The sequence below is a fragment of the Sphingopyxis sp. H053 genome, from assembly GCF_001468225.1.
GTDB lineage: Bacteria > Pseudomonadota > Alphaproteobacteria > Sphingomonadales > Sphingomonadaceae > Sphingopyxis.
Window position 1 is genome coordinate 464,146 of the sequence record NZ_LNRU01000003.1, and the last position, 18,828, is coordinate 482,973.

Here is an 18,828-nt window from a genome sequence, read left to right on the forward strand (position 1 = left end):
CATGAATATTCGGCATTTGGCTGCAATTCTGATCACCACCACCGCATGGATGGGAAGCGCCGCCGCAGCGCAAGACGCGCCGCTCACGGCCGCCGACAAGCGCGCGGTGGTCGAACAGCTCGGCCAGACGCTTGAGGCGAACTATGTCTTTCCCGACAAGGCGAAGACCATCGCCGCAACGCTCCGCCGCCACCTCGACGCCGGTGATTATGAAGCCGCGACCGACCGGCGCACGCTCGCCAGCGAGCTGACCGACGATCTGGTCGCCGCGAGCAACGACCTGCATTTCTCGGTCGGGGTCGATCCCGAATGGGTCGCCGACTATGCCGCGCGGCAGGATCCCGCCCGCGCCGCTGCGCTGCGCGAAACGGAACGGCGCGAAGAGGTGCGGAAAAATTTCGGCTTTGCCGGGCTTCGCTATCTCGACGGCAATATCGCCTATGTCGACCTCACGCATTTCGCCGACCCCGAACCCGGCTATGACGCGGCCGCGGCGGCGATGCGCTTTATCGAGAATGGCGACGCGGTGATTTATGACCTGCGCTACAATAATGGCGGCTATCTCGAGATGGCGCAGCTGCTCGCGAGCCAACTCTTCCGCGGCGACAAGGATCAGGAACTCTTCGACTATTATTATAATCTCGACGGCCGCCGCGTCGAACGCGGCCAATGGGTGCTCCCCGCGCTGCCCGCGAAACGGCTGACCGGCAAACCCGTCTATGTCCTTACCGGCTCGACCAGCTTCTCCGCCGCCGAATGGTTCGCCTACACGCTCAAGAAACTGGGCCGCGCAACGCTGGTCGGCGAACGCACCGCGGGCGGCGCGCATCCGGTCGACCGCAAGCCCGTCGGCACCGACTTTTTCGTGCAGGTGCCGATCGGCCAGATCCGCGACCCTATCGACCGCAGCGATTTCGAGGGACAGGGCGTCACGCCCGACCATCTGGTCCCGTCGGCCGACGCCCTCGCCGTCGCGCACCGCCTCGCGCTCGCTGAACTGGCCAAGGCCGATCCGGCGAAGCAGGCCGACGCCGACTGGCTAGCCCCCGAGCTCGCCGCGCGCCCGCAGCCGACCACGACCGCGCTCAAGGCCATCGCCGGCCGCTACGAAGGACGGCGCATCGACCTCGTCGGGGGCAAATTGCTCTACACCTGGCGCGAACGCTTTCGCCTGACACTCGATCCGCTCGCCGGCGACCTGCTCGCGATCGAAGGCGTGCGCGACTTCCGCTTTCGCATCGTGCGCAAAGGCGGCAAGGTCACCGCGCTTGAACGCATCGACCGCGATGGAACAACCCAGACCTATGCCCGCCTCGACTGACATCTCGACCGATCTCGACGACATCTCGTTCCTCGGCCGCCTCAGCGAAGCGCTGAGCCAGCGGATCGAGGAACAGACGCGTCCCTTGTTCGACGAAGCCGGCATCACCGTCCCCGTGCGGTCCTGCTCGCTGCTCACCGCGCTCGTCGAGGCTGGCGAAGCCTCGGCCGCCGACCTTGCACGCGCACTCGGCCAGTCGCATCAGCTGGTCATCCAGAAATGCCCCGCGCTGCTCCGCCTCGGCCTGATCACCCAGCACGCCGATCCCGCCGACGCGCGGCGCAAGATTTTCCGGCTGACCGATGCGGGTCACGACCAGCTCGCCCGCATCGACGCCTATAGCGTGCGGATAGGCGAGGTCTATCGCGCGCTCTTCGAAGAGGTCGGCGACGTTCACGGCGCGATACTGAAGGCGCTCAAGGCCTTGGCCGACAAGCCACTGCGCGAACGCATCCGGGAATAGTCAGAGCGTCCGGAACATCACCAGCGCATCGACAAAACCGTCGACCGGATGATCGAAAGCGCCCGGCAGGCGGCCGACGACTTCGAACCCCAGCGACTGCCACAGCCCGACCGCGCGCACATTCGCACTCACCACGAAATTGAACTGCATCGCGCGAAAGCCGCGCGCCTTCGCATGCGCTATCGAATGCAGCCCCATCGCCCGCGCGACCCCGCGCCCGGTTGCCGCCGCACCGGTCACATAGCCCGCGTTGGCGACATGCGCGCCGCCGCCGGTCTGGTTGGCGCGCAGATAATAGGTGCCGAGGATCACGCCGCCCTCTTCGGCGACGAACGCCTCCTTGTCGGTGTCGAACCAGTAAGCGAGCGCCGCCGCTTCGCTCATCCCGCGATCGAGCGTCAGCGTCTCGCCCGCGCGGATCACCGGCTCGATGATCGCCCAGATCGCGGCGGCGTCGTCGGGTCTGACAGGACGGATAACCAGCGCCGTCATGCCGCTTCGACCGCGCGCTGCATCAGGTGCGACCCCGGTCCATAGGGGCCTTCTATGGCGGTCCCGACATAGGCGAACCCTTGCGCGTGCCAATAGCTGTCGGCGCCCTGGATCGCGACCAGCCGGATATCGCGGCAGCCTTCGACTTCGGCCTGGTGGACGACGAAAGCGGTCGCCGTCGCCCCGGCGCCGGTTCCGCGCGCCGCGGGCAGCAGCGCAATGTCGTGGAGATAATAGCTGTCTGACACCGGAATTGCCCCCAGCAACGCACCAAGCTTTGGCGGCGCAGCATCGCGCGGCCAGGGGTGGCTGATCAGATAACCCAAAGACGCACCGTCGCGTTCAAGGATCGCGCACCCCGCCGGATAATGCGCGAGGCGGTCGGCGAAGGTTTCCAACGGCTCGGTAAAGGCACCGTGCACCGCGTCGGAAATCGTGACGACGACCGACAGGTCGGCCTCACGCATCTGCCGCCATCGTCCCGCCCCGCTCATGCCGCATCGCCGACGAACGGCGCGACCACGTCGGCCGTCACGCGCAGCGGCCGCCCGCTCGCCTTGTCGAGCAGCGCCCACACCGTCCGCGCGCGGACATGGACTTTGCCATCGGCGCCGGTGAATTCCATGAAGCGGTCGAACTTCGCGCCCTGCGGCTTGTCGGCGACCCACGTCCGCGCGGTCACCGTCTCGCCCGGCCCCAGCGCGCGCAGATAATCAATCTCGTGCCGCACCACGACCCAGATATAGGCGTTCTTGTGGCTCTGCGGGGCCGCCGCGTCCCAATGCCCCGTCGCGACCTGCTGGATCCACTGGACCCACACCGCATTGTTGACGTGGCCAAGCTCGTCGATGCTCTCGGGCGTCGCAGTGAGTTCGAGACTATATTCCTTCATCGGCCGCCCAGACTATGTCGAGATTCAGTTCGTGATGGAGCGAGAATGGCTGGCTCCGCGAACCGGAGCGCAGCGTATTTTTGTACGTGAGCACCGGAAGCGCAGGAGACGGCCGTTCGCAGCCCGCCACGGGCTGAATATCGGCATAGTCTATGCGAGTTCGACGGTGGTCACCATATAGCCAGCATCGCGGAGCGCCGCGACGAGGCTGTCGAGATGCTCGCGGTCGCGCGCTTCGCACTCGATGTCGGTGATCAGCCCCTTGGCGGGCAGCGTCGTAAAGATGCGCTGGTGATAGATTTCGATGATGTTGACCTGCTTCTCGTCGAACAGCTTCATCACCTTGAACAGCGCGCCGGGACGATCCTGCAAGCGGATGCGCAGGCGCGCGATACGGCCCGAGCGCGCAAGGTCGCGCAGCAGCACATTCGCGAGCAGCCGCGTATCGATATTGCCCCCGGTGAGCACCAGCCCGACCTTGCGCCCCGCAAACTCTTCCGGGTGCGCGAGCATTGCCGCCAGCCCCGCGGCGCCCGCGCCCTCGACCACCGTCTTTTCGATCTGGAGCAACAGGCTGACCGCACGCTCGAGATGGCGCTCGGCGACCAGCACGATATCGTCGTTGAGTTCGGCCACCAGCTTGCGCGTATAGGACCCCGGTTCCTTGACCGCGATGCCCTCGGCGAGCGTGTCGCCCTCGCACGCCATATCGACGCCGTTGAGCTCGGCGTACATCGACGGATAGAGTTCGGCCTGCACGCCGATCAGGCGCATGTCATTCTTGATCCCGCGCGCCGCGGTGCCCATACCCGCGAGCAGCCCGCCGCCGCCGATCGGCACGATCAGCGTGTCGAGCTCGGGCACATCCTCGAGCATTTCGAGCGCCACCGTCCCCTGCCCGGCCGCGACGTGCGGATGGTCGAAGGGATGGACGAAGGTCAGCCCGCGCTCGACTTCCAGCTCGCGCGCATGCGCATAGGCATCGTCGAACTTCTCGCCGAACAGCACGATCGTCGCGCCGTGGCTCGCGGTCTGCGAGACTTTCACTTGGGGCGTCGTGCTCGGCATCACGATGGTGACGGGGACGCCGAGGCGCTTGCCATGATAGGCGAGCCCCTGCGCATGATTGCCCGCCGACGCGGCGATCACACCGCGTTCGCGCGCTTCGGGCGCCATCAACAACAGCGCGTTCAATGCGCCGCGTTCCTTGTACGCCGCCGTGAACTGCAGATTTTCGAACTTCAGCCACACCTCGGCGCCGACCATTTCGGACAGCGTCTGCGAATGGAGCGTCGGGGTGCGCACGACCGCGCCGTTAATTCGCTCTGCCGCCGCGCGCACATCGTCCAATGTGATCGCCGGTAAATCGGCGGCGGAGGTCAGGGTGAGTTGATCTGTCATAACGGCAAGCGCACTAGCCTATCTGGCGCGCCGCGCAAACTATGCTTATGGACTTGGCCATGAGCGAACAAAAATTGCGCATCAGCTTCATCGGCACCGGCGTCATGGGCGGACCGATGGCAGGCCACCTCGTCAAGGCGGGCCACCACCTCACCGTTTACAACCGCACGCGCGCCAAGGCGGACGCCTGGGTCGCGCAATATGGCGGCGCGGCGGCATCGACCCCGGCCGAAGCGGCAAGGGATGCGGATGTCGTCCTCACCTGCGTCGGCAACGACGACGATCTCGCGCAAGTGACGCTCGGCCGCGACGGCGCGTTCAGGGCGATGCGCAAGGGTGCGCTGTTCGTCGACCATACCACCGTCTCCGCGCGCATCGCGCGGCAATTGTCGGTCGAGGCCGAGGGGCTTGGCCTCCTCTGCGTCGACGCCCCCGTTTCGGGCGGCGAGGCCGGGGCGCAGAACGGCACGCTCTCGATCATGTGCGGCGGCACCAAGGCCGCCTTCGACGCCGCCGAGCCGGTGATGCAGGCCTATGCCGCGCGCATGGTTCATATCGGTGGCCCCGGCGCGGGGCAGACGACCAAGATGGTCAACCAGATCGCCATCGCCGGGGTCGTTCAGGGACTCTCCGAAGCGCTGCGGTTCGCGCAGGCGTCGAAACTCGACACCGACAAGGTGTTCGAGGCGGTCTCCGGCGGCGCCGCGGCGAGCTGGCAGATGCTCAACCGCTGGGGCACGATGGCAAAGGACGAGTTCGACTTCGGCTTCGCGGTCGACTGGATGCGCAAGGACCTCGGCCTCGCGCTCGACGAAGCGCGCGTCAACGGCGCGACCTTGCCGGTCGCCAGCCTCGTCGATCAATTCTACGCCGATGTGCAAAAGGCCGGCGGCGGGCGAAAGGACACCAGCTCGCTCGTGACGAGGCTCCCCAAGTGAAGCGCCTGATCCTGACCGCCCTCGTGCTGTCCCTCGCCGCCCCCGCGCACGCCGATACGCTGGTCGACAATGTCAACGGCATCACGCTCGACAAGGACGGCAAGCTCGTCCGCTTCACCGGCCTCGTCATCGACACGCAGGGCAAGGTCAAGCAGTTGCTTGACCGCAAGGACAAGCGCCCCGAACGCCCCGATTTCAAGGAAGACGGCAAGGGCCGCACGCTGATCCCGGGCCTGATCGACGCGCACGGCCATGTCATGGGTCTGGGCTTCCAGCTGATGCTGCTCGACCTGTCGAACACGAACAGCCTCGCCGAGGCGCAGGCGGCGATCCGCAAATATGCCGCCGACAATCCCGAAATGCCGTGGATCATCGGATCGGGGTGGAATCAGGAAAAATGGGGCCTCGGCCGTTTCCCGACCGCCGCCGACCTCGACGCCGCGGTGCCTAACCGGCCCGTCTGGCTCGAACGCGTCGACGGCCATGCCGGCTGGGCCAACACGGCGGCAATGACCGCCGCCAGGATCACGCCCGCGAGCAAGGCGCCCGAGGGCGGACGCATCGAGATGGAAGCCGGCAAGCCGAGCGGGGTGTTCGTCGACGCCGCGATGAGCCTGATCGACAGCGCCAAGCCCAAACCGCTCGCGCGCGATCTCGACCGCGCGCTGTACCTCGCGCAACAGAAATTGCTCGAACAGGGCATCACGACGATCGCCGACATGGGCACCAGCATCGCCGACTGGCAGGCGTATCGCCGCGCCGGCGACAAAAAACAGCTTTCGGTGCGCATCCTCAGCTACGGCGCCGACATCGACAATATGGCGATCATCGCGGGGTCCGAACCGACGCCCTGGCTCTACGACGACCGCCTGCGCATGGTCGGGGTGAAGCTCTTGCTCGACGGCGCATTGGGTTCGCGCGGCGCGTGGCTGAAGGCGGCGTACAGCGATGCGCCGGGACAGAAGGGGTTGGCTTTGCTCACCCCCGCGCAGCTCCGCAACAAGATGGTGCGCGCGTCGATGGACAAGTTCCAGGTCGCGATCCACGCGATCGGCGACGCCGCCAACGCCGAGGCTTTGGACGCGATCACCGACCTCACCGCCGACCTGCCCGGCGAGCGCCGCTGGCGCATTGAGCATGCGCAGATCATCGACCCCGTCGACATTCCGCGCTTCGCCACGCTCAAGGTCATCGCCTCGATGCAGCCCGTTCACCAGACGAGCGACCGCGTCATGGCCGAAGCCCGCCTTGGCCCCGACCGGCTCAAGGGCGCCTATGCATGGCGCAGCCTCGAAAATGCGGGCGTCCGCCTCGCCTTCGGCTCCGACGTCCCGGTCGAAAGCGCGAACCCCTTCCCCAGCATCGCCGCCGCGATTTCGCGCACCGATGCCAAGGGTGAGCCCTTCGGCGGCTGGCGCCCCGAGGAGATCGTCACGCGCGAAACCGCGCTCGACGGCTTCACGCGCACCGCGGCCTTCGCCGGTTTTGCCGAGGACCGCATCGGCACGCTGATGCCCGGGATGCGCGCAGACTTCCTGATCGTCGAGGCCGACCCGATGCTCGCGAGCCCCGACGAAATTCGTAAAATGACCCCACTCGAAACATGGATCGGCGGCTATCGCTATTACAAGAAGAAGGAGGGCGCGACCGTTGGCCGCTGACGTGCCGACCCGGCGGGCGCTGCTCACCGGCCTCGCGGCGCTGCCTGTCGCCGCGGCGGCCGCCGCGGCCGCCGAGCGCAAGGAACGCAAGCCCAAGAAACGCAAACCCGCGAAGCCCAAGGTCCAGCACGTCGATGTCGCGATCATCGGCGCGGGCGTGTTCGGCGCGTGGGCCGCGTGGCATCTGCTGCGCGCGGGCAAGACGGTGCGGCTGTTCGACGCCTATGGTGCGGGCCACGCACGCGCCTCGTCGGGAGGCGAAAGCCGCGTCATCCGCATGGGATACGGCGCCGACACCATCTATTCGGAGATGGCGCGCGACTCGCTCAAATATTGGAAAGACCTCTCCGACACCGCGAGCGCGCCGATCTTCCACAACACCGGCGTGCTGTGGTTCGCACCGCAGGGCGACGCCTACACCGCGCAGTCGCTCGCCTGGCTGCAGGCGAACCGCGTCGGCCACGAGCATGGGGACGTCCGCTGGCTGCAGGAAAAGTACCGCCAGATCCAATTCTATCAGGGCGAGACCGGCATTCTTGAGACCGAGACGGGCGCGCTGATCGCCGCGCGCGGCGTGCAGGAAGTCATCGCCGACGCCCAGATCGAGGTCGAGCGCGTCGTGATGCCCGCACCGCTCTTTTCGAAGCGCATCAAGAAGCACAGGCTCCCCGACGGCGGCACCGCCGACCATCTCGTCTATGCCGCAGGCCCGTGGCTCGCCGAACTCTTCCCGCAGCAATTGATGAACAAGATCGTCGCGACGCGGCAGGAGGTCTATCATTTCGGCGCGCCGCAGGGCGACAGCCGCTTCGCCCCGCCCGAGCTTCCGGTGTGGGCCGATTTCAACAATGGCCGCATCGTCTATGGCATCCCCGACCTCGAAGGCGCGGGATTCAAGATCGCGATCGACGTCCATGGTCCGGCGATCGACCCCGACACGATGGAACGCCAGCTCTCCCCGGCAGGGATCGCCGAGGCGCGCGCATACATGCAGCGCCGCTTTCCCGGACTCGCCAATGCACCGCTGATCGGCGGTCGCGTCTGCCAATATGAGAATAGCTCGAACGGCGATTACCTCATCGACCGTTTCCCGGGGCAGGAGCATGTCTGGCTCGTCGGCGGCGGCTCGGGCCACGGGTTCAAGAATGGCCCCGCGGTCGGCAAGCGCGTCGCAGCCCATATCCTCGACAAGAATCTCGCGGTCGAACCGCGCTTCAGCTTCGCGTCGAAGGGGACGGTGGCGGCGCGCACGGTGTTCTGATGACAAGCTGGATTTCAAAACCCGTTCGTGTCGAGCGAAGTCGAGACACCCATCGGCGGCGCATGCCTTCACGGCATCTCGACTTCGCTCGATGCGAACGGAAATCCAGAACATGAAACTCACCGACTGTCACAATATCGACGACTTCCGCGCGCTCGCGAAGCGCCGCCTGCCCTGGCCGGTGTTCGACTATATCGACGGCGCCGCCGACGACGAAGTCACCCGTCGCCGCAACCGCGAAGCCTTCGACAGCTGCGACCTGATCCCGCGCGTCCTCGCCGGGGTCGAAAGCGTCGACATGAGGACGACGCTGTTCGGGCGCGAGATCGCGATGCCGCTCTTCCTGTCGCCGACCGCGCTCCAGCGCCTGTTCCACTGGCAGGGCGAGCGCGCCGTCCTCCGCGCCGCCGCGAACGCGGGCACCGTCGCGGGCATATCGAGCCTCGCGACGATCAGCCTCGCCGAAGCCGGCGCGCTGACGAACGGCCCCAAACTGTTCCAGCTCTACGTCCACCACGACGAGGGGCTCAACCAGGCGATGCTCGACGCCGCGCGCGATGCGAAGTTCGACGCCGTCGCGCTCACCGTCGATACGATCGTCGGCGGCAATCGCGAACGTTGCCTGCGCTCGGGTTTCACCTCGCCCCCGCGTTTCACCGCATCGAATATGCTGAGCTACGCCGCCAAGCCCGGCTGGGGTCTCAACTATGTCCTCCGCGAAAAATTCAGCCTGCCGAACCTTGCGACGCACGTCTCCGAAGGGTCGAGCGTCCCCAAATCGGTCGCCGAATATTTCACCTCGATGCTCGACCAGAGCCTCGACTGGAAGCGCGCCGAGGCGATCCGAAAGAAATGGGACGGCCCCTTCTGCCTGAAGGGCATCGTCGCGGTCGAGGATGCGAAACGCGCCGCCGACATCGGCGCCACCGCGATCATGGTCTCCAACCACGGCGGGCGCCAGCTCGACGGCAGCATCTCCCCCTTCGATGCGCTCGCCGACATCGTCGACGCGGTCGGCGACCGGGTCGAGGTCATCTGCGACGGCGGCATCACGCGCGGCACGCATGTGCTGAAAGCCTTGTCGGTCGGCGCAAAGGCCTGCTCGGGCGGCCGCCTCTATCTCTACGCGCTCGCCGCGGCGGGCGAGGATGGCGTCGCGCGCGCGATCGCGCTGCTGCGCGCCGAGATGGAGCGCGGCATGAAATTGATGGGGGCCAAGACCCTGTCGGATCTCGGCCCCCAAAATCTTCGCTGGCGGTAATCCCGCCTTTCGCGCACGAAAAAGGGGACGGCCTCCCCCGAAGCCGTCCCCTTAGCGCGTGGTCGCTGACCCGCTAGGCGATCAGAAAGATGCGCCCAGCGTAAAGACCACGGTTGGATCGTAAAGCGTATCGAGCGCCTTGATGCCCGACTTTTTGACGTCGGTGTCGATATATTGCACCGAGAAGGTCGCCGGACCGGCGACGAAGGACGCGCCGACCGACCAGTCGATATATTTGCCGTCGGGCGACACAAGGCCGAGCGATCCGTCGTTATAGCCGACGCCCGCGGTCAGTGTGACCGGCGAGTTGGGAATGCCAAATCCGGCACCGAGGTTCAGGTAGATATTGTCCTCGTCGCCGAGCGAATTCTGCTTCGGCGCATAGGCGACCATACCGGTGACGGAGACGGGACCGATGTCGTGCGACAGCTTGCCGATGCCTTCGAAATAATCGGTCGGCGCGCCGCCGTCATGGCTGCCCGGATAGGTGTAGTAGGTCACGCCGATGTCGGCCGTCGTGCCCGAGGCGATTTCGGTGTTGAAGCCCGCGTAGAGGTCGAGTTCGAACTTGCCATAGGCATCGCTGTCGGGGAGCGAGGAGCCCCAGACGCCGGCGTAGAGGCCGCTTTCATGGCTGAGGGTCAGCGTCGGCTGCACGGCGACCTTTTCGTTCGACAGCGAAATGCCGCGGAAGCGATAGTCCGAGGTGACCGCGATGCCGCCCGAAAGCGTGAACGGGCCGCTGGCCGCTTCTTCTTCCTGAGCGAAGGCGGGCGTCGACAGGGCCGATGCGGCGAGCAGCATGCCGAAACACGCCTTGGTAAGAAACTTCATGGGTGATCCCCCTAAATAAAAAACGGATCGTCCCAGCCTGCCGTTGCGTGTTCACGCCTCTTCGTACGGGCCTGTAACGTCGAACGCGTATGAAATTGCCGATTTTGCTGCGACGCACAAACAAAAATTGCTCAACAGTTGCTAATCTGTGTCAAACTGTGTCTTTCGAGCAACAATCCGCCTCGCACACGCCGGGCTTTGCCAAGCGGCCCACGGGCGGCTAAAGAGCGGCGCATATCTCCCTTTTTTGTCGAGCCCGCACCATGAGCGATCACAACCCCGGCCTGCGCCCCTGGCGCGACATTGCGCGGCGCGAATGCCGCCAGATCATGGTCGGCAATGTCCCCGTCGGCGGCGGCGCGCCGATCAGCGTGCAGACGATGACGAACACGCTGACCAGCGATCCGGTGGCGACGATCGACCAGATCCGCCGCTGCGAGGAAGCCGGCGCCGACCTGATCCGCGTCTCGTGCCCCGACGTCGAGTCGACCGCGGCGCTCGGCAAAATTGTCCGCGCGTCGCGCATCCCGATCATCGCCGACATCCATTTCCACTATAAGCGCGCGCTCGAAGCCGCCGACGCCGGCGCCGCGTGCCTGCGCATCAACCCCGGCAATATCGGCTCATCGGAGCGTGTCGGCGAAGTCGTCCGCGCCGCGAAGGCGAACGGCTGCGCGATCCGCATCGGGGTCAACGCGGGCAGCCTCGAGAAAGACCTGCTCGAGAAATATGGCGAGCCATGCCCCGAGGCGCTCGTCGAAAGCGCGCTCGACCATATCAAGCTGCTCCAGGATCACGACTTCCACGAATATAAGGTCGCGGTGAAGGCGAGCGACGTCTTCCTCGCGGTCGCCGCCTATGCGCAGCTCGCCGACGCGGTCGACTGCCCGCTGCATCTCGGCATCACCGAGGCGGGCGGGCTGATCGGCGGCACGGTCAAATCAGCGCTCGGCATCGGCAACCTCCTGTGGGCGGGCATCGGCGACACGATCCGCGTCAGCCTCTCGGCCGAACCCGAAGAGGAAGTGCGCGTCGGATACGAAATCCTCAAATCGCTGGGCCTGCGCACCCGCGGCGTCCGCGTCGTCTCCTGCCCCAGCTGCGCGCGGCAGGGCTTCGACGTCATCCGCACCGTCCAGGCGCTCGAAGACGCGCTCAGCCACATCAAGACTCCGATGTCGCTCTCGGTCCTCGGCTGCGTCGTCAACGGCCCGGGAGAGGCGCGCGAAACCGACATCGGCATCACCGGCGGCGGCAACGGCAAGCATATGGTCTTTCTGTCGGGGGTAACCGATCATCATGTCGAGGACGCCGACATGATCAGCCACATCGTCAAGCTCGTCGAAGCGAAGGCGGCCGAGATCGACGCGGGCAGTTCGGTGAGCATGGACACGCTGCACGGCAAGGCGGCGTAAAGCTTTTTACATTCGTGTCAGCAGGGACTAGCCTCGCGCCATTCTGATCGAGGAGGCGAGACATGACCGCTAAGTTCGACGCCCTCGACCGGCTTGCCCAGCTCCTGCTGCTCATCGCCGCGGTCACGACGATCGCCAACGGCATCTTCATGCTGGTCAAGCCGCTCGACTGGTATGTCTTCGTGCCGACTGTCGTCACCACCGGCCCGCCCAACGCGCATTTCATCCGCGACATCGGGCTCGCCTATCTGGGGTCGGGGCTGATCCTGCTATATGCGACCATCAACCCCTCGCTCCGCTGGCGCGCCGCCCTTGTCGGCGGGCTGTGGCTGACCTTCCACGGCCTGCTCCACATTTATGAAGTTGCCGCCGGCATCTGCGGTCCCGCGACCTTCTGGGCCGATGCGCCCGCGGTGATCGGCCAGCCCGCGCTTGTCATCATCGCGCTCGCGATCGTCTTTTCGCGCCGGAACGCGCGCGCCGACCCGCGCTAATCCGGAAGGCGCGTCAGCTGGGTGTAGGCGATGCGCCAGCGGTCGCCCTGCCTGACCCAGACATGGCCGATGCGCAGGCGGCGGCTCTCCGGCCGTCCGCGCTGCGTCCAGCGCAGCGTCAATAGCCCGCCCGTCACTGCTGCGTCGTCATCGACGCGATAGGTCGGTTGCTCGATCGTGAACGGCTCGATCCGGAAATCGGGCATTTCGAAATCGGCGAGGTAGGAGCGCTTGTCCTGCATCGTCGCGTCGGAATTCACGAGCAGATAATCGTCGGTCACCAAGTCGCTTAGCGCAGCAATGTCCTTGGCCACCGTCGCGCGATTGTGGGCTTCCACCGCCTGCGCGAGATCGGCGGGCAAGGCGACCGCCGATTTCGCGCGCCGGTCGACCGCGATCCAGTTCACTTCCCATGTCGCGCCGTCGTCGGCGGAAAAAGCCTGCTCGAAGCGTGCTTCGTCGGCCGAGACCTGCGTGATGACGAACCGCACGCGGATCGGGCGCTCGCCCAGCTTGTCCACGCCATAAAAGACCCCTCGCCCGTCGGCGCCGAAACCGCCCACCACCGGCGGGGTCATCGCCCCGTCGCGCAGGCTCGCGAAGTTGAGGCTCCACCGGCGGGCACCAGGATCGTAAAGCCGCAGCGAGATGCCCTCGATCTTCCCCGCCGGCCCCGCAACCGACAGTTCGACGCTGTTCGCGCGGCCTTCCATCAGGCTTCGGACGAGGCTCGTGCCGCGATACTCGGCCCAGACCGGCGGCTTGCCCGAAAGCGGATTGCGCAACACACGCACCTCGGTTGCCCACGTCCCGATTTCGAAATCGAAATCGCGCTGACCGTCGCGGATGATCTGGGCGGGCGGAGCGACCGGCGCCGAATGCGCAATGGCGGAAACGCCCGCGCCCCCCACCAGCAACGCCAGCACCAGCAATCGCGCGCTCACCATCGGCATCGGCATCTCCCGTCGTTTGCGCCACCCTGTCGCCGTTCCTGATTACAGGGTGCTGGCGCGGCGACAAGGGCGCACCTTCTCGCTGACCGGATAAGCGCCATTGCCCCCTGCCCTCCGCTCGTTAAAAGCGCCGCAACGTCCCCCTCAGCAGGATAGCCCGGTGACCCTTTCGATCCGCCCCGCCACCCCCGCCGACCTGCCGCTGATCGCGCAGTTCATCCGCGACCTCGCCGATTATGAAAAGCTCGCCCACGAAGTCCGCTTCGACGAGGCGAAGCTCGGCGAGAAATTGTTCGGCCCGCGCCCCTATGCCGAGGTGGTGATCGGCGAGATCGACGGGAGTCCGCAGGGCTTCGCGCTCTTCTTCCACAATTTCTCGACCTTCGAGGGGCGCCCCGGCATCTATCTCGAAGATCTGTTCGTGCGCCCCGAAGCGCGCGGCTCGGGGCTCGGCAAAGCGCTGCTCGCGCATCTCGCCAAGCTCTGCGTCGAACGCGACTGCGCGCGCCTCGAATGGTCGGTGCTCGACTGGAATGCCCCGGCGATCGGCTTTTACCAAAGCCTCAGCGCGAAGCTGATGGACGAATGGACGGTGATGCGCGTCGATGGCGATGCGCTGACGAAGCTCGCGACCTCCTAGATTTCGTCACCCCGGACTTGATCCGGGGTCCCGCTTCTTCAACGTGGCAAAGCGGGATGCCGGATCAAGTCCGGCATGACGAAAGAGGGAAGCTAGCGCGCCCCGCGTGGTTTCCGCCGCTCCATCGGCCAGCTCGGCATATGCGCGTCGGACAGCGTCTTCGCCTCCGCCGGCGCCACGCCCAGGTCGGTGAGCACGCGCACGAGCGCGTCGGCGGGCGCAACCGCGATGTCGGGCAAAACGCCCTCGCCTTCCCAATCCTTGCCCGTCCCCGGATCATAAGTCCGCCCGACCGGAATGAAGGCGCCATAGCCGCCGCCCAGATCCTCGCCGGTGCCGAAGTGATTGGCGCCCGCGGTCGGCGCGCCCACCAGCGTGCCGCGCCCCGTATGCTTCATCGCGAGCGAAAAATGCTCGGCCGCCGACGCGCTCGCGCCCGATGTCAGCACATAGACTTTCGTATCGCGCAGCCGCGTGTCGGCATTCGGCGTCGCCCAATGTTCGCGCGCCACCATGCCCGCGTCGCCCTTCACAATGCGCATCGAGGCCAGCCCGTCGATCGGCGAGCCGCCGCGCGCATCGACCGAGGCGCGCGTCGCCATCGTCACCAGCCGCGTCGGCTCGGCGAACAACCACGGAAAGATGACATCCATCTGGTCGAGCCCGCCGCCATTATGCGTGCGGATATCGAAGATAATCGCTTTCGCATCGGCATGGTCGGCCATGAATTTCGCGGCCTGCGCCGTCACCGCCGCGTCCATCGGAAAGACGTTGAAGCGGATGAAGGCGATCCCCGGCGCGATCCAGCCCGCCTGTTCGACCGGCACCTTCGGCGGGCGGCGCACAGGCGCGGCGCCACCCGGCGCTGCCGCTGCGGGCACCCCCGCGGCTTCGGGCGCGCGCAGCCGCAAATGGCCGTCGGGCGCAACCGCATTCACATCGGCATCGATCGCCTCACCCAGCGCCGGGCCCGAAAGCGCCTTATAGCGCCCCGCCGCAATGCCCGCGCGGATCGCCGCGGCATAACGCTTGCCCGTCTCGGGATAGACATAGTCGCGCTCGAGCAAGGCCGCATATTTTTCGGCGACCGCATCGGCGCCCGCCTCGTCCGCGGCATAGGCGGGCGGGGGCGCCAGTATCGGTACGACCGCCATCCCCGCGGCGAGCAACAGCGCGGGCAAAATACGCGAAGAACGAATCATCCTCATCTCCAATCCAGCCCCGGCCGGAGAGGGGTGTATCATATCGGCAATACAGATCAACTACATTTGTAGTCGACTTAGATCATTTCTTCCGCGCAAACCAAAGCAGCACGATTCCGACCACCGCGAGGATCACCCCGTTGCGGGTCCATGTGGTGTCGCCCAGCATGAAGCTGCTCGCCGGCCAGCGCACGATATCGAGCCCCTGCAGCACCCACAGCCCGCCGACGAGGATCGCCGCAATGCCGACGATCGCCAAGACGCCTTTCAAAGCCCCCATGTCACCCTCCCTATTTGCGCTGCAATCCGATCAGCGGCCGCAGCCAGCCGATGTTGCGCCCGATCACATAGAATAGCCAGCAGCCGGCTGTCGTCGTCGCAACGAGGACGAGGAACGACGGCAGCGCCGCGACGCCCGCTTGCAGCAGATACCAGCCGACCACGACGATGATCGTCTGATGGATGATGTAAAAGGGGAACACCGCCTCGGCGAGCGTTGTGCGCGACGGGTGATCGCGGTTCCAGTAACGGTCGGCAATCCCGACCAAGGCGACGATCGTCGTCCAGCCCTGCACCAGATGCGCGATATGGAACGGCAGCGTGCCCCAGTCGGCGGGCTGCGCGCCGGTCAGCCAGAGGCACATGATCCATGCAACAACCCCGAAAGCGACCACCGCGGTGGCCAGCGCCACGCGCCACCAGCGCGCCACCGCGCCGAACAGCTGCGGCCGCACCCGGAGCAGCCAGCCGACAAGAAAGGGGATCAGATAGTGAAGATGCGACGGCCCGTCGTCGAACAGCGCGTGCGTCTCGTCATGGTCGGGGAAAGCGGCATAGATGAGCAACCACGCCGCGAGCGGCCAGACGAGCAGACCAGCGCCGCCGAGCCACCGCGCCGCGCCGTCGGCGATCCGGGTCCGGATCGCGCCCGGCACCAGCGCCACCAGGATCGCGGCGAGCATCGTATAAACCCACAGATAGACGACGAACCACAGATGCTGCCACGTCGGCAGGACGATCCCGCCCAGCGATCCAAAACGGAAATAGTCATGGAGCCAGAAATGCAGGAAGCCATGCGTGTAGCCATGCTGGCCGACCAGCTCGATCCACGGCTGCGGCGGGATAATGACGATGATGCCGAAGACGAGCGGGATCAGCAGCCGCGCGCTGCGCGACCGCGCAAAGGCGCCGCTGCCGCCCAGCTTCGCGAACAGCGCCGCGCTCGCATAGCCCGACACGAGGAACAGCAGCGCGAGCCGCCAGCTGTTCGTCGCGAGCATTGGCAACTGCACCCAACCCAGCGGCTCGGCGATCTTCACATGCCAGCCCCACGGCACGAAATACATGCCGATATGATAGAGGATCAGCAGCCCGAATGCCCCGATCCGCAGCCAGTCCATGCCGTGATGGCGTGCGCCGGTCATAGGCTACTCCCCCCAACTTTCGTCATCCCGGGCTTGATCCGGGATCCAGGTAACATCGCGCGAATGGATCCCGGATCGAGTCCGGGATGACGATGAGGAATATATCTATTTCAGCACCCGCCAAGCGAGTTCCGCAAACTCGCAAAGCAGCGGCCGCGTATCCCTTGGGTCGATGATGTCCTCGACTCCGAATTTCTCCGCCGTCCGGAACGGCGAACGCACACGGTTGAGCCTTTCGCGGATCGCCTCCAGATGCGCCGCCGGGTCCTCGGCCGCCTCCAGCTCGCTCTTGTAAGCGACCTCGACCCCGCCCTCGATCGGCAGGCTGCCCCAATCGCCCGACGGCCAGGCGAAACGATACTGGAACCGCTCGGCGTTCGACATCGCGCTCCCCGCGATCCCATAGGCGCGGCGCACGACAACCGACGCCAGCGGCACCGTCGCGCGGTAGATCGCGTTCATCGCCTGCACGCCATAGCGGATCGTCCCCGTCCGCTCGGCCTCGCCGCCGATCATAAAGCCCGGATTGTCGACGAGGTGGACGATCGGCAGCCGGAACTGGTCGGCCATCTTCACGAAGCGTTCGGCCTTCTCGCTCGTCTTCGCGTCCCACGATCCGCCGAGGTACGACGGATCGCTCGCGAGCACCGCGACCGGATAACCGTCGAGCCGCGCGAATGCGGTGATCACCGCCCGCCCCCAGCGCGCGCCCATTTCGAAAAAACTGCCCTCGTCGAACACCGCGCTGGTAATGCGCCGCATCGAATAGACCTGCTTCGCCTCGCGCGGCACCGCCGACAGCAGGCTCTCCTCGCGCCGGTCGACCGGGTCGTTGCACGCGGTCCGCAAGGCCCGATCATGGATCGACGAAGGCAGGTACGACAGGAACCGCCGCGCCGCCGCGAACGCGTCGGCCTCGCTCGCAACCTCGTCGTCGACGACGCCGTTGCGCGTATGCACGTCGCTGCCGCCCAGCTCCTCGCGGTCGAGCGTATCGCCGATCGCCGCCGCGACCGCGGGCCCCGCCGCGAACAGCTGCGACAGCCCGCGCACCATCACGCTGTAATGGCTCGCCACCACCCGCGCCGCACCCAGCCCCGCGGTCGGCCCCAAGGCCAGCGCCACCACCGGCACGGTATCGAGGTTCGCGATGATCTCGTCCCAGCCGGGCACGTGCGGAATATAGGTATAGCCCATATCTTCCAGCGTCTTGACCGACCCGCCGCCGCCGGTGCCGTCGATCATGCGGATCAGCGGCAGGCGATATTCATGCGCCATCGCCTCGCACTGGACGAACTTGCGGTGCAGCGCCGCATCGGCCGCGCCGCCGCGCACGGTGAAATCGTCGGCCGAGGCGACCACCGGCCGCCCGTCGACATTCGCGCGCCCGAAGATGAAATTGCTCGCCGCCAGATCCTCCAGCTCGCCATCGGCGCCATAGCGCCCGCGCCCGGCGATCTTGCCGATCTCGCGAAAACTGCCTTCGTCGACGATCCCCGCGAGCCGCGCCCGCGCGTCCATCTTGCCGCGTCCGTGCTGGCGTGCGACCTTTTCCTCGCCGCCCATCTTCTCGGCCATCGCGCGGCGCTGCCCGAGTTCGTCGATCTCATTTTTCCAGCTCATGGCGCGAAGGCTATCTGACGTTGACGGAAACGTCATCCGAAACCTATCGTCGGCCCATGACGCGCCCGATCGCTTTCGCCCTCACTGCCATGCTGCTCGCCCTGTCGCCCGCAACCGCCAGCGAAACGCGCACGATTCCGGGTGTCGCCGACGCGTATAAAAGCGACGCCTTCGACCCGAACCCGATGGCGGCAATCGACGCTGCGCTCGCGAAGGCCGGACAGTCGGGGAAGCCCGTCCTGCTCGTGATGGGCACCGGCGGCTGCCACGACAGCGCCTGGCTCGCGAACCTGATCGCGACCGACCGCTTCGCCCCCGTCCGCGCGCGTTACGAGATCGTCTATGCCGACATCGGCATGCCGCACATCCGCGGCTCGGGTCGCAATCCCGAGGTCGCCAAGCGCTTCGGCTTCCGGATCAAGGGCACGCCGACCGTCGCGATCCTCGATGCGAACGGCACCGTGCTCAACCGCAAGGCCGCGCCCAAATGGCGCAACGCCGCAAGCCGCAGCGACGACGATATCTATAATGAGCTGATGCAATAGGGAGAAAG

General features: G+C 66.2%; 20 protein-coding genes. 10 read left to right on the forward strand and 10 right to left on the reverse strand.

From position 1 onward, the window contains the following. Nucleotide 1 precedes the first annotated feature (1 nt). A complete protein-coding gene (locus tag ATE70_RS07950; protein WP_058537379.1) occupies nt 2–1,321 on the forward strand; it encodes a S41 family peptidase in 1,320 nt (439 codons plus the stop codon). Beyond that, nucleotides 1,305–1,784: a MarR family winged helix-turn-helix transcriptional regulator gene (locus tag ATE70_RS07955; RefSeq protein ID WP_058537380.1), complete on the forward strand. Its 480-nt coding sequence runs from the start codon at nt 1,305–1,307 to the stop codon at nt 1,782–1,784. Before ATE70_RS07950 ends, ATE70_RS07955 begins: the two co-directional genes overlap by 17 nt. Here the strand turns inward: ATE70_RS07955 and ATE70_RS07960 are convergent, their stop codons facing one another. The 4 genes from ATE70_RS07960 to ATE70_RS07975 form a co-directional block, all read right to left on the reverse strand. Continuing rightward, nucleotides 1,785–2,276: a GNAT family N-acetyltransferase gene (locus ATE70_RS07960; protein WP_197411407.1), complete on the reverse strand. Its 492-nt coding sequence runs from the start codon at nt 2,274–2,276 to the stop codon at nt 1,785–1,787. Further along, on the reverse strand, nt 2,273–2,743 hold the full coding sequence (locus ATE70_RS07965; protein WP_231732623.1) for a GNAT family N-acetyltransferase: 471 nt from the start codon (nt 2,741–2,743) through the stop codon (nt 2,273–2,275). The genes ATE70_RS07960 and ATE70_RS07965 overlap by 4 nt, the downstream gene beginning before the upstream one ends. A gap of 23 nt (nt 2,744–2,766) precedes the next feature. Next, on the reverse strand, nt 2,767–3,168 hold the full coding sequence (locus ATE70_RS07970) for an acyl-CoA thioesterase (RefSeq protein ID WP_058537382.1): 402 nt from the start codon (nt 3,166–3,168) through the stop codon (nt 2,767–2,769). A 150-nt stretch (nt 3,169–3,318) separates the two neighbouring features. Further along, nucleotides 3,319–4,569, reverse strand: coding sequence for a threonine ammonia-lyase (locus ATE70_RS07975; protein WP_058537383.1), 1,251 nt, complete (start codon nt 4,567–4,569; stop codon nt 3,319–3,321). A 59-nt stretch (nt 4,570–4,628) separates the two neighbouring features. Here ATE70_RS07975 and ATE70_RS07980 point away from each other — a divergent pair, with 59 nt between their 5' ends. The 4 genes from ATE70_RS07980 (at nt 4,629) to ATE70_RS07995 (ending at nt 9,690) form a co-directional block, all read left to right on the forward strand. Beyond that, entirely contained in the window at nt 4,629–5,507 is an 879-nt protein-coding gene (locus tag ATE70_RS07980; protein WP_156419634.1) for an NAD(P)-dependent oxidoreductase, read from the forward strand. After that, nucleotides 5,504–7,168, forward strand: a complete 1,665-nt coding sequence (locus ATE70_RS07985; protein WP_082639680.1) for an amidohydrolase — start codon at nt 5,504–5,506, stop codon at nt 7,166–7,168. Before ATE70_RS07980 ends, ATE70_RS07985 begins: the two co-directional genes overlap by 4 nt. After that, the gene (locus tag ATE70_RS07990) at nt 7,158–8,429 is read left to right on the forward strand and encodes an FAD-dependent oxidoreductase (protein ID WP_058537385.1); all 1,272 of its coding nucleotides are present in this window, start codon (nt 7,158–7,160) and stop codon (nt 8,427–8,429) included. Before ATE70_RS07985 ends, ATE70_RS07990 begins: the two co-directional genes overlap by 11 nt. A gap of 112 nt (nt 8,430–8,541) precedes the next feature. Beyond that, entirely contained in the window at nt 8,542–9,690 is a 1,149-nt protein-coding gene (locus tag ATE70_RS07995) for an alpha-hydroxy acid oxidase (RefSeq protein ID WP_058537386.1), read from the forward strand. 81 nt (nt 9,691–9,771) lie between these two features. Here ATE70_RS07995 and ATE70_RS08000 read toward each other — a convergent pair whose 3' ends face one another. Further along, nucleotides 9,772–10,524 (reverse strand): TorF family putative porin, encoded by a 753-nt coding sequence (locus ATE70_RS08000; protein ID WP_058537387.1) that lies wholly within the window; start codon nt 10,522–10,524, stop codon nt 9,772–9,774. A 263-nt stretch (nt 10,525–10,787) separates the two neighbouring features. Here ATE70_RS08000 and ispG point away from each other — a divergent pair, with 263 nt between their 5' ends. Together ispG and ATE70_RS08010 are read left to right on the forward strand one after the other, a co-directional pair. Beyond that, nucleotides 10,788–11,939 carry a flavodoxin-dependent (E)-4-hydroxy-3-methylbut-2-enyl-diphosphate synthase gene (ispG, locus tag ATE70_RS08005; RefSeq protein WP_058537388.1) on the forward strand — a complete coding sequence of 384 codons (1,152 nt, stop codon included), beginning with the start codon at nt 10,788–10,790 and terminating at the stop codon, nt 11,937–11,939. 62 nt (nt 11,940–12,001) lie between these two features. Next, nucleotides 12,002–12,433 carry a hypothetical protein gene (locus ATE70_RS08010; protein ID WP_197411408.1) on the forward strand — a complete coding sequence of 144 codons (432 nt, stop codon included), beginning with the start codon at nt 12,002–12,004 and terminating at the stop codon, nt 12,431–12,433. On the opposite strand, the gene ATE70_RS24185 is transcribed toward ATE70_RS08010, so the two are convergent. Continuing rightward, nucleotides 12,430–13,386 carry a nuclear transport factor 2 family protein gene (locus tag ATE70_RS24185; protein WP_156419635.1) on the reverse strand — a complete coding sequence of 319 codons (957 nt, stop codon included), beginning with the start codon at nt 13,384–13,386 and terminating at the stop codon, nt 12,430–12,432. The two genes, ATE70_RS08010 and ATE70_RS24185, sit on opposite strands and share 4 nt — an antisense overlap. 160 nt (nt 13,387–13,546) lie before the next feature. On the opposite strand from ATE70_RS24185, the gene ATE70_RS08020 reads away from it, so the two are divergent. Next, a complete protein-coding gene (locus ATE70_RS08020) occupies nt 13,547–14,026 on the forward strand; it encodes a GNAT family N-acetyltransferase (RefSeq protein WP_058537389.1) in 480 nt (159 codons plus the stop codon). A 92-nt stretch (nt 14,027–14,118) separates the two neighbouring features. On the opposite strand, the gene ATE70_RS08025 is transcribed toward ATE70_RS08020, so the two are convergent. From ATE70_RS08025 to ATE70_RS08040, 4 genes are all read right to left on the reverse strand, one after another. Next, the gene (locus tag ATE70_RS08025) at nt 14,119–15,228 is read right to left on the reverse strand and encodes a S41 family peptidase (RefSeq protein WP_058537390.1); all 1,110 of its coding nucleotides are present in this window, start codon (nt 15,226–15,228) and stop codon (nt 14,119–14,121) included. A gap of 82 nt (nt 15,229–15,310) precedes the next feature. Continuing rightward, a complete protein-coding gene (locus ATE70_RS08030) occupies nt 15,311–15,508 on the reverse strand; it encodes a hypothetical protein (protein WP_058537391.1) in 198 nt (65 codons plus the stop codon). 10 nt (nt 15,509–15,518) lie between these two features. Next, the gene (locus ATE70_RS08035) at nt 15,519–16,652 is read right to left on the reverse strand and encodes an acyltransferase family protein (protein ID WP_058537392.1); all 1,134 of its coding nucleotides are present in this window, start codon (nt 16,650–16,652) and stop codon (nt 15,519–15,521) included. Nucleotides 16,653–16,757: 105 nt separating this feature from the next. Further along, a complete protein-coding gene (locus ATE70_RS08040) occupies nt 16,758–18,275 on the reverse strand; it encodes an acyl-CoA carboxylase subunit beta (protein ID WP_058537393.1) in 1,518 nt (505 codons plus the stop codon). Between the two features lie 56 nt (nt 18,276–18,331). Here ATE70_RS08040 and ATE70_RS08045 point away from each other — a divergent pair, with 56 nt between their 5' ends. Beyond that, the gene (locus ATE70_RS08045; protein ID WP_058537394.1) at nt 18,332–18,820 is read left to right on the forward strand and encodes a thioredoxin family protein; all 489 of its coding nucleotides are present in this window, start codon (nt 18,332–18,334) and stop codon (nt 18,818–18,820) included. The last annotated feature ends 8 nt before the right edge of the window (nt 18,821–18,828 follow it).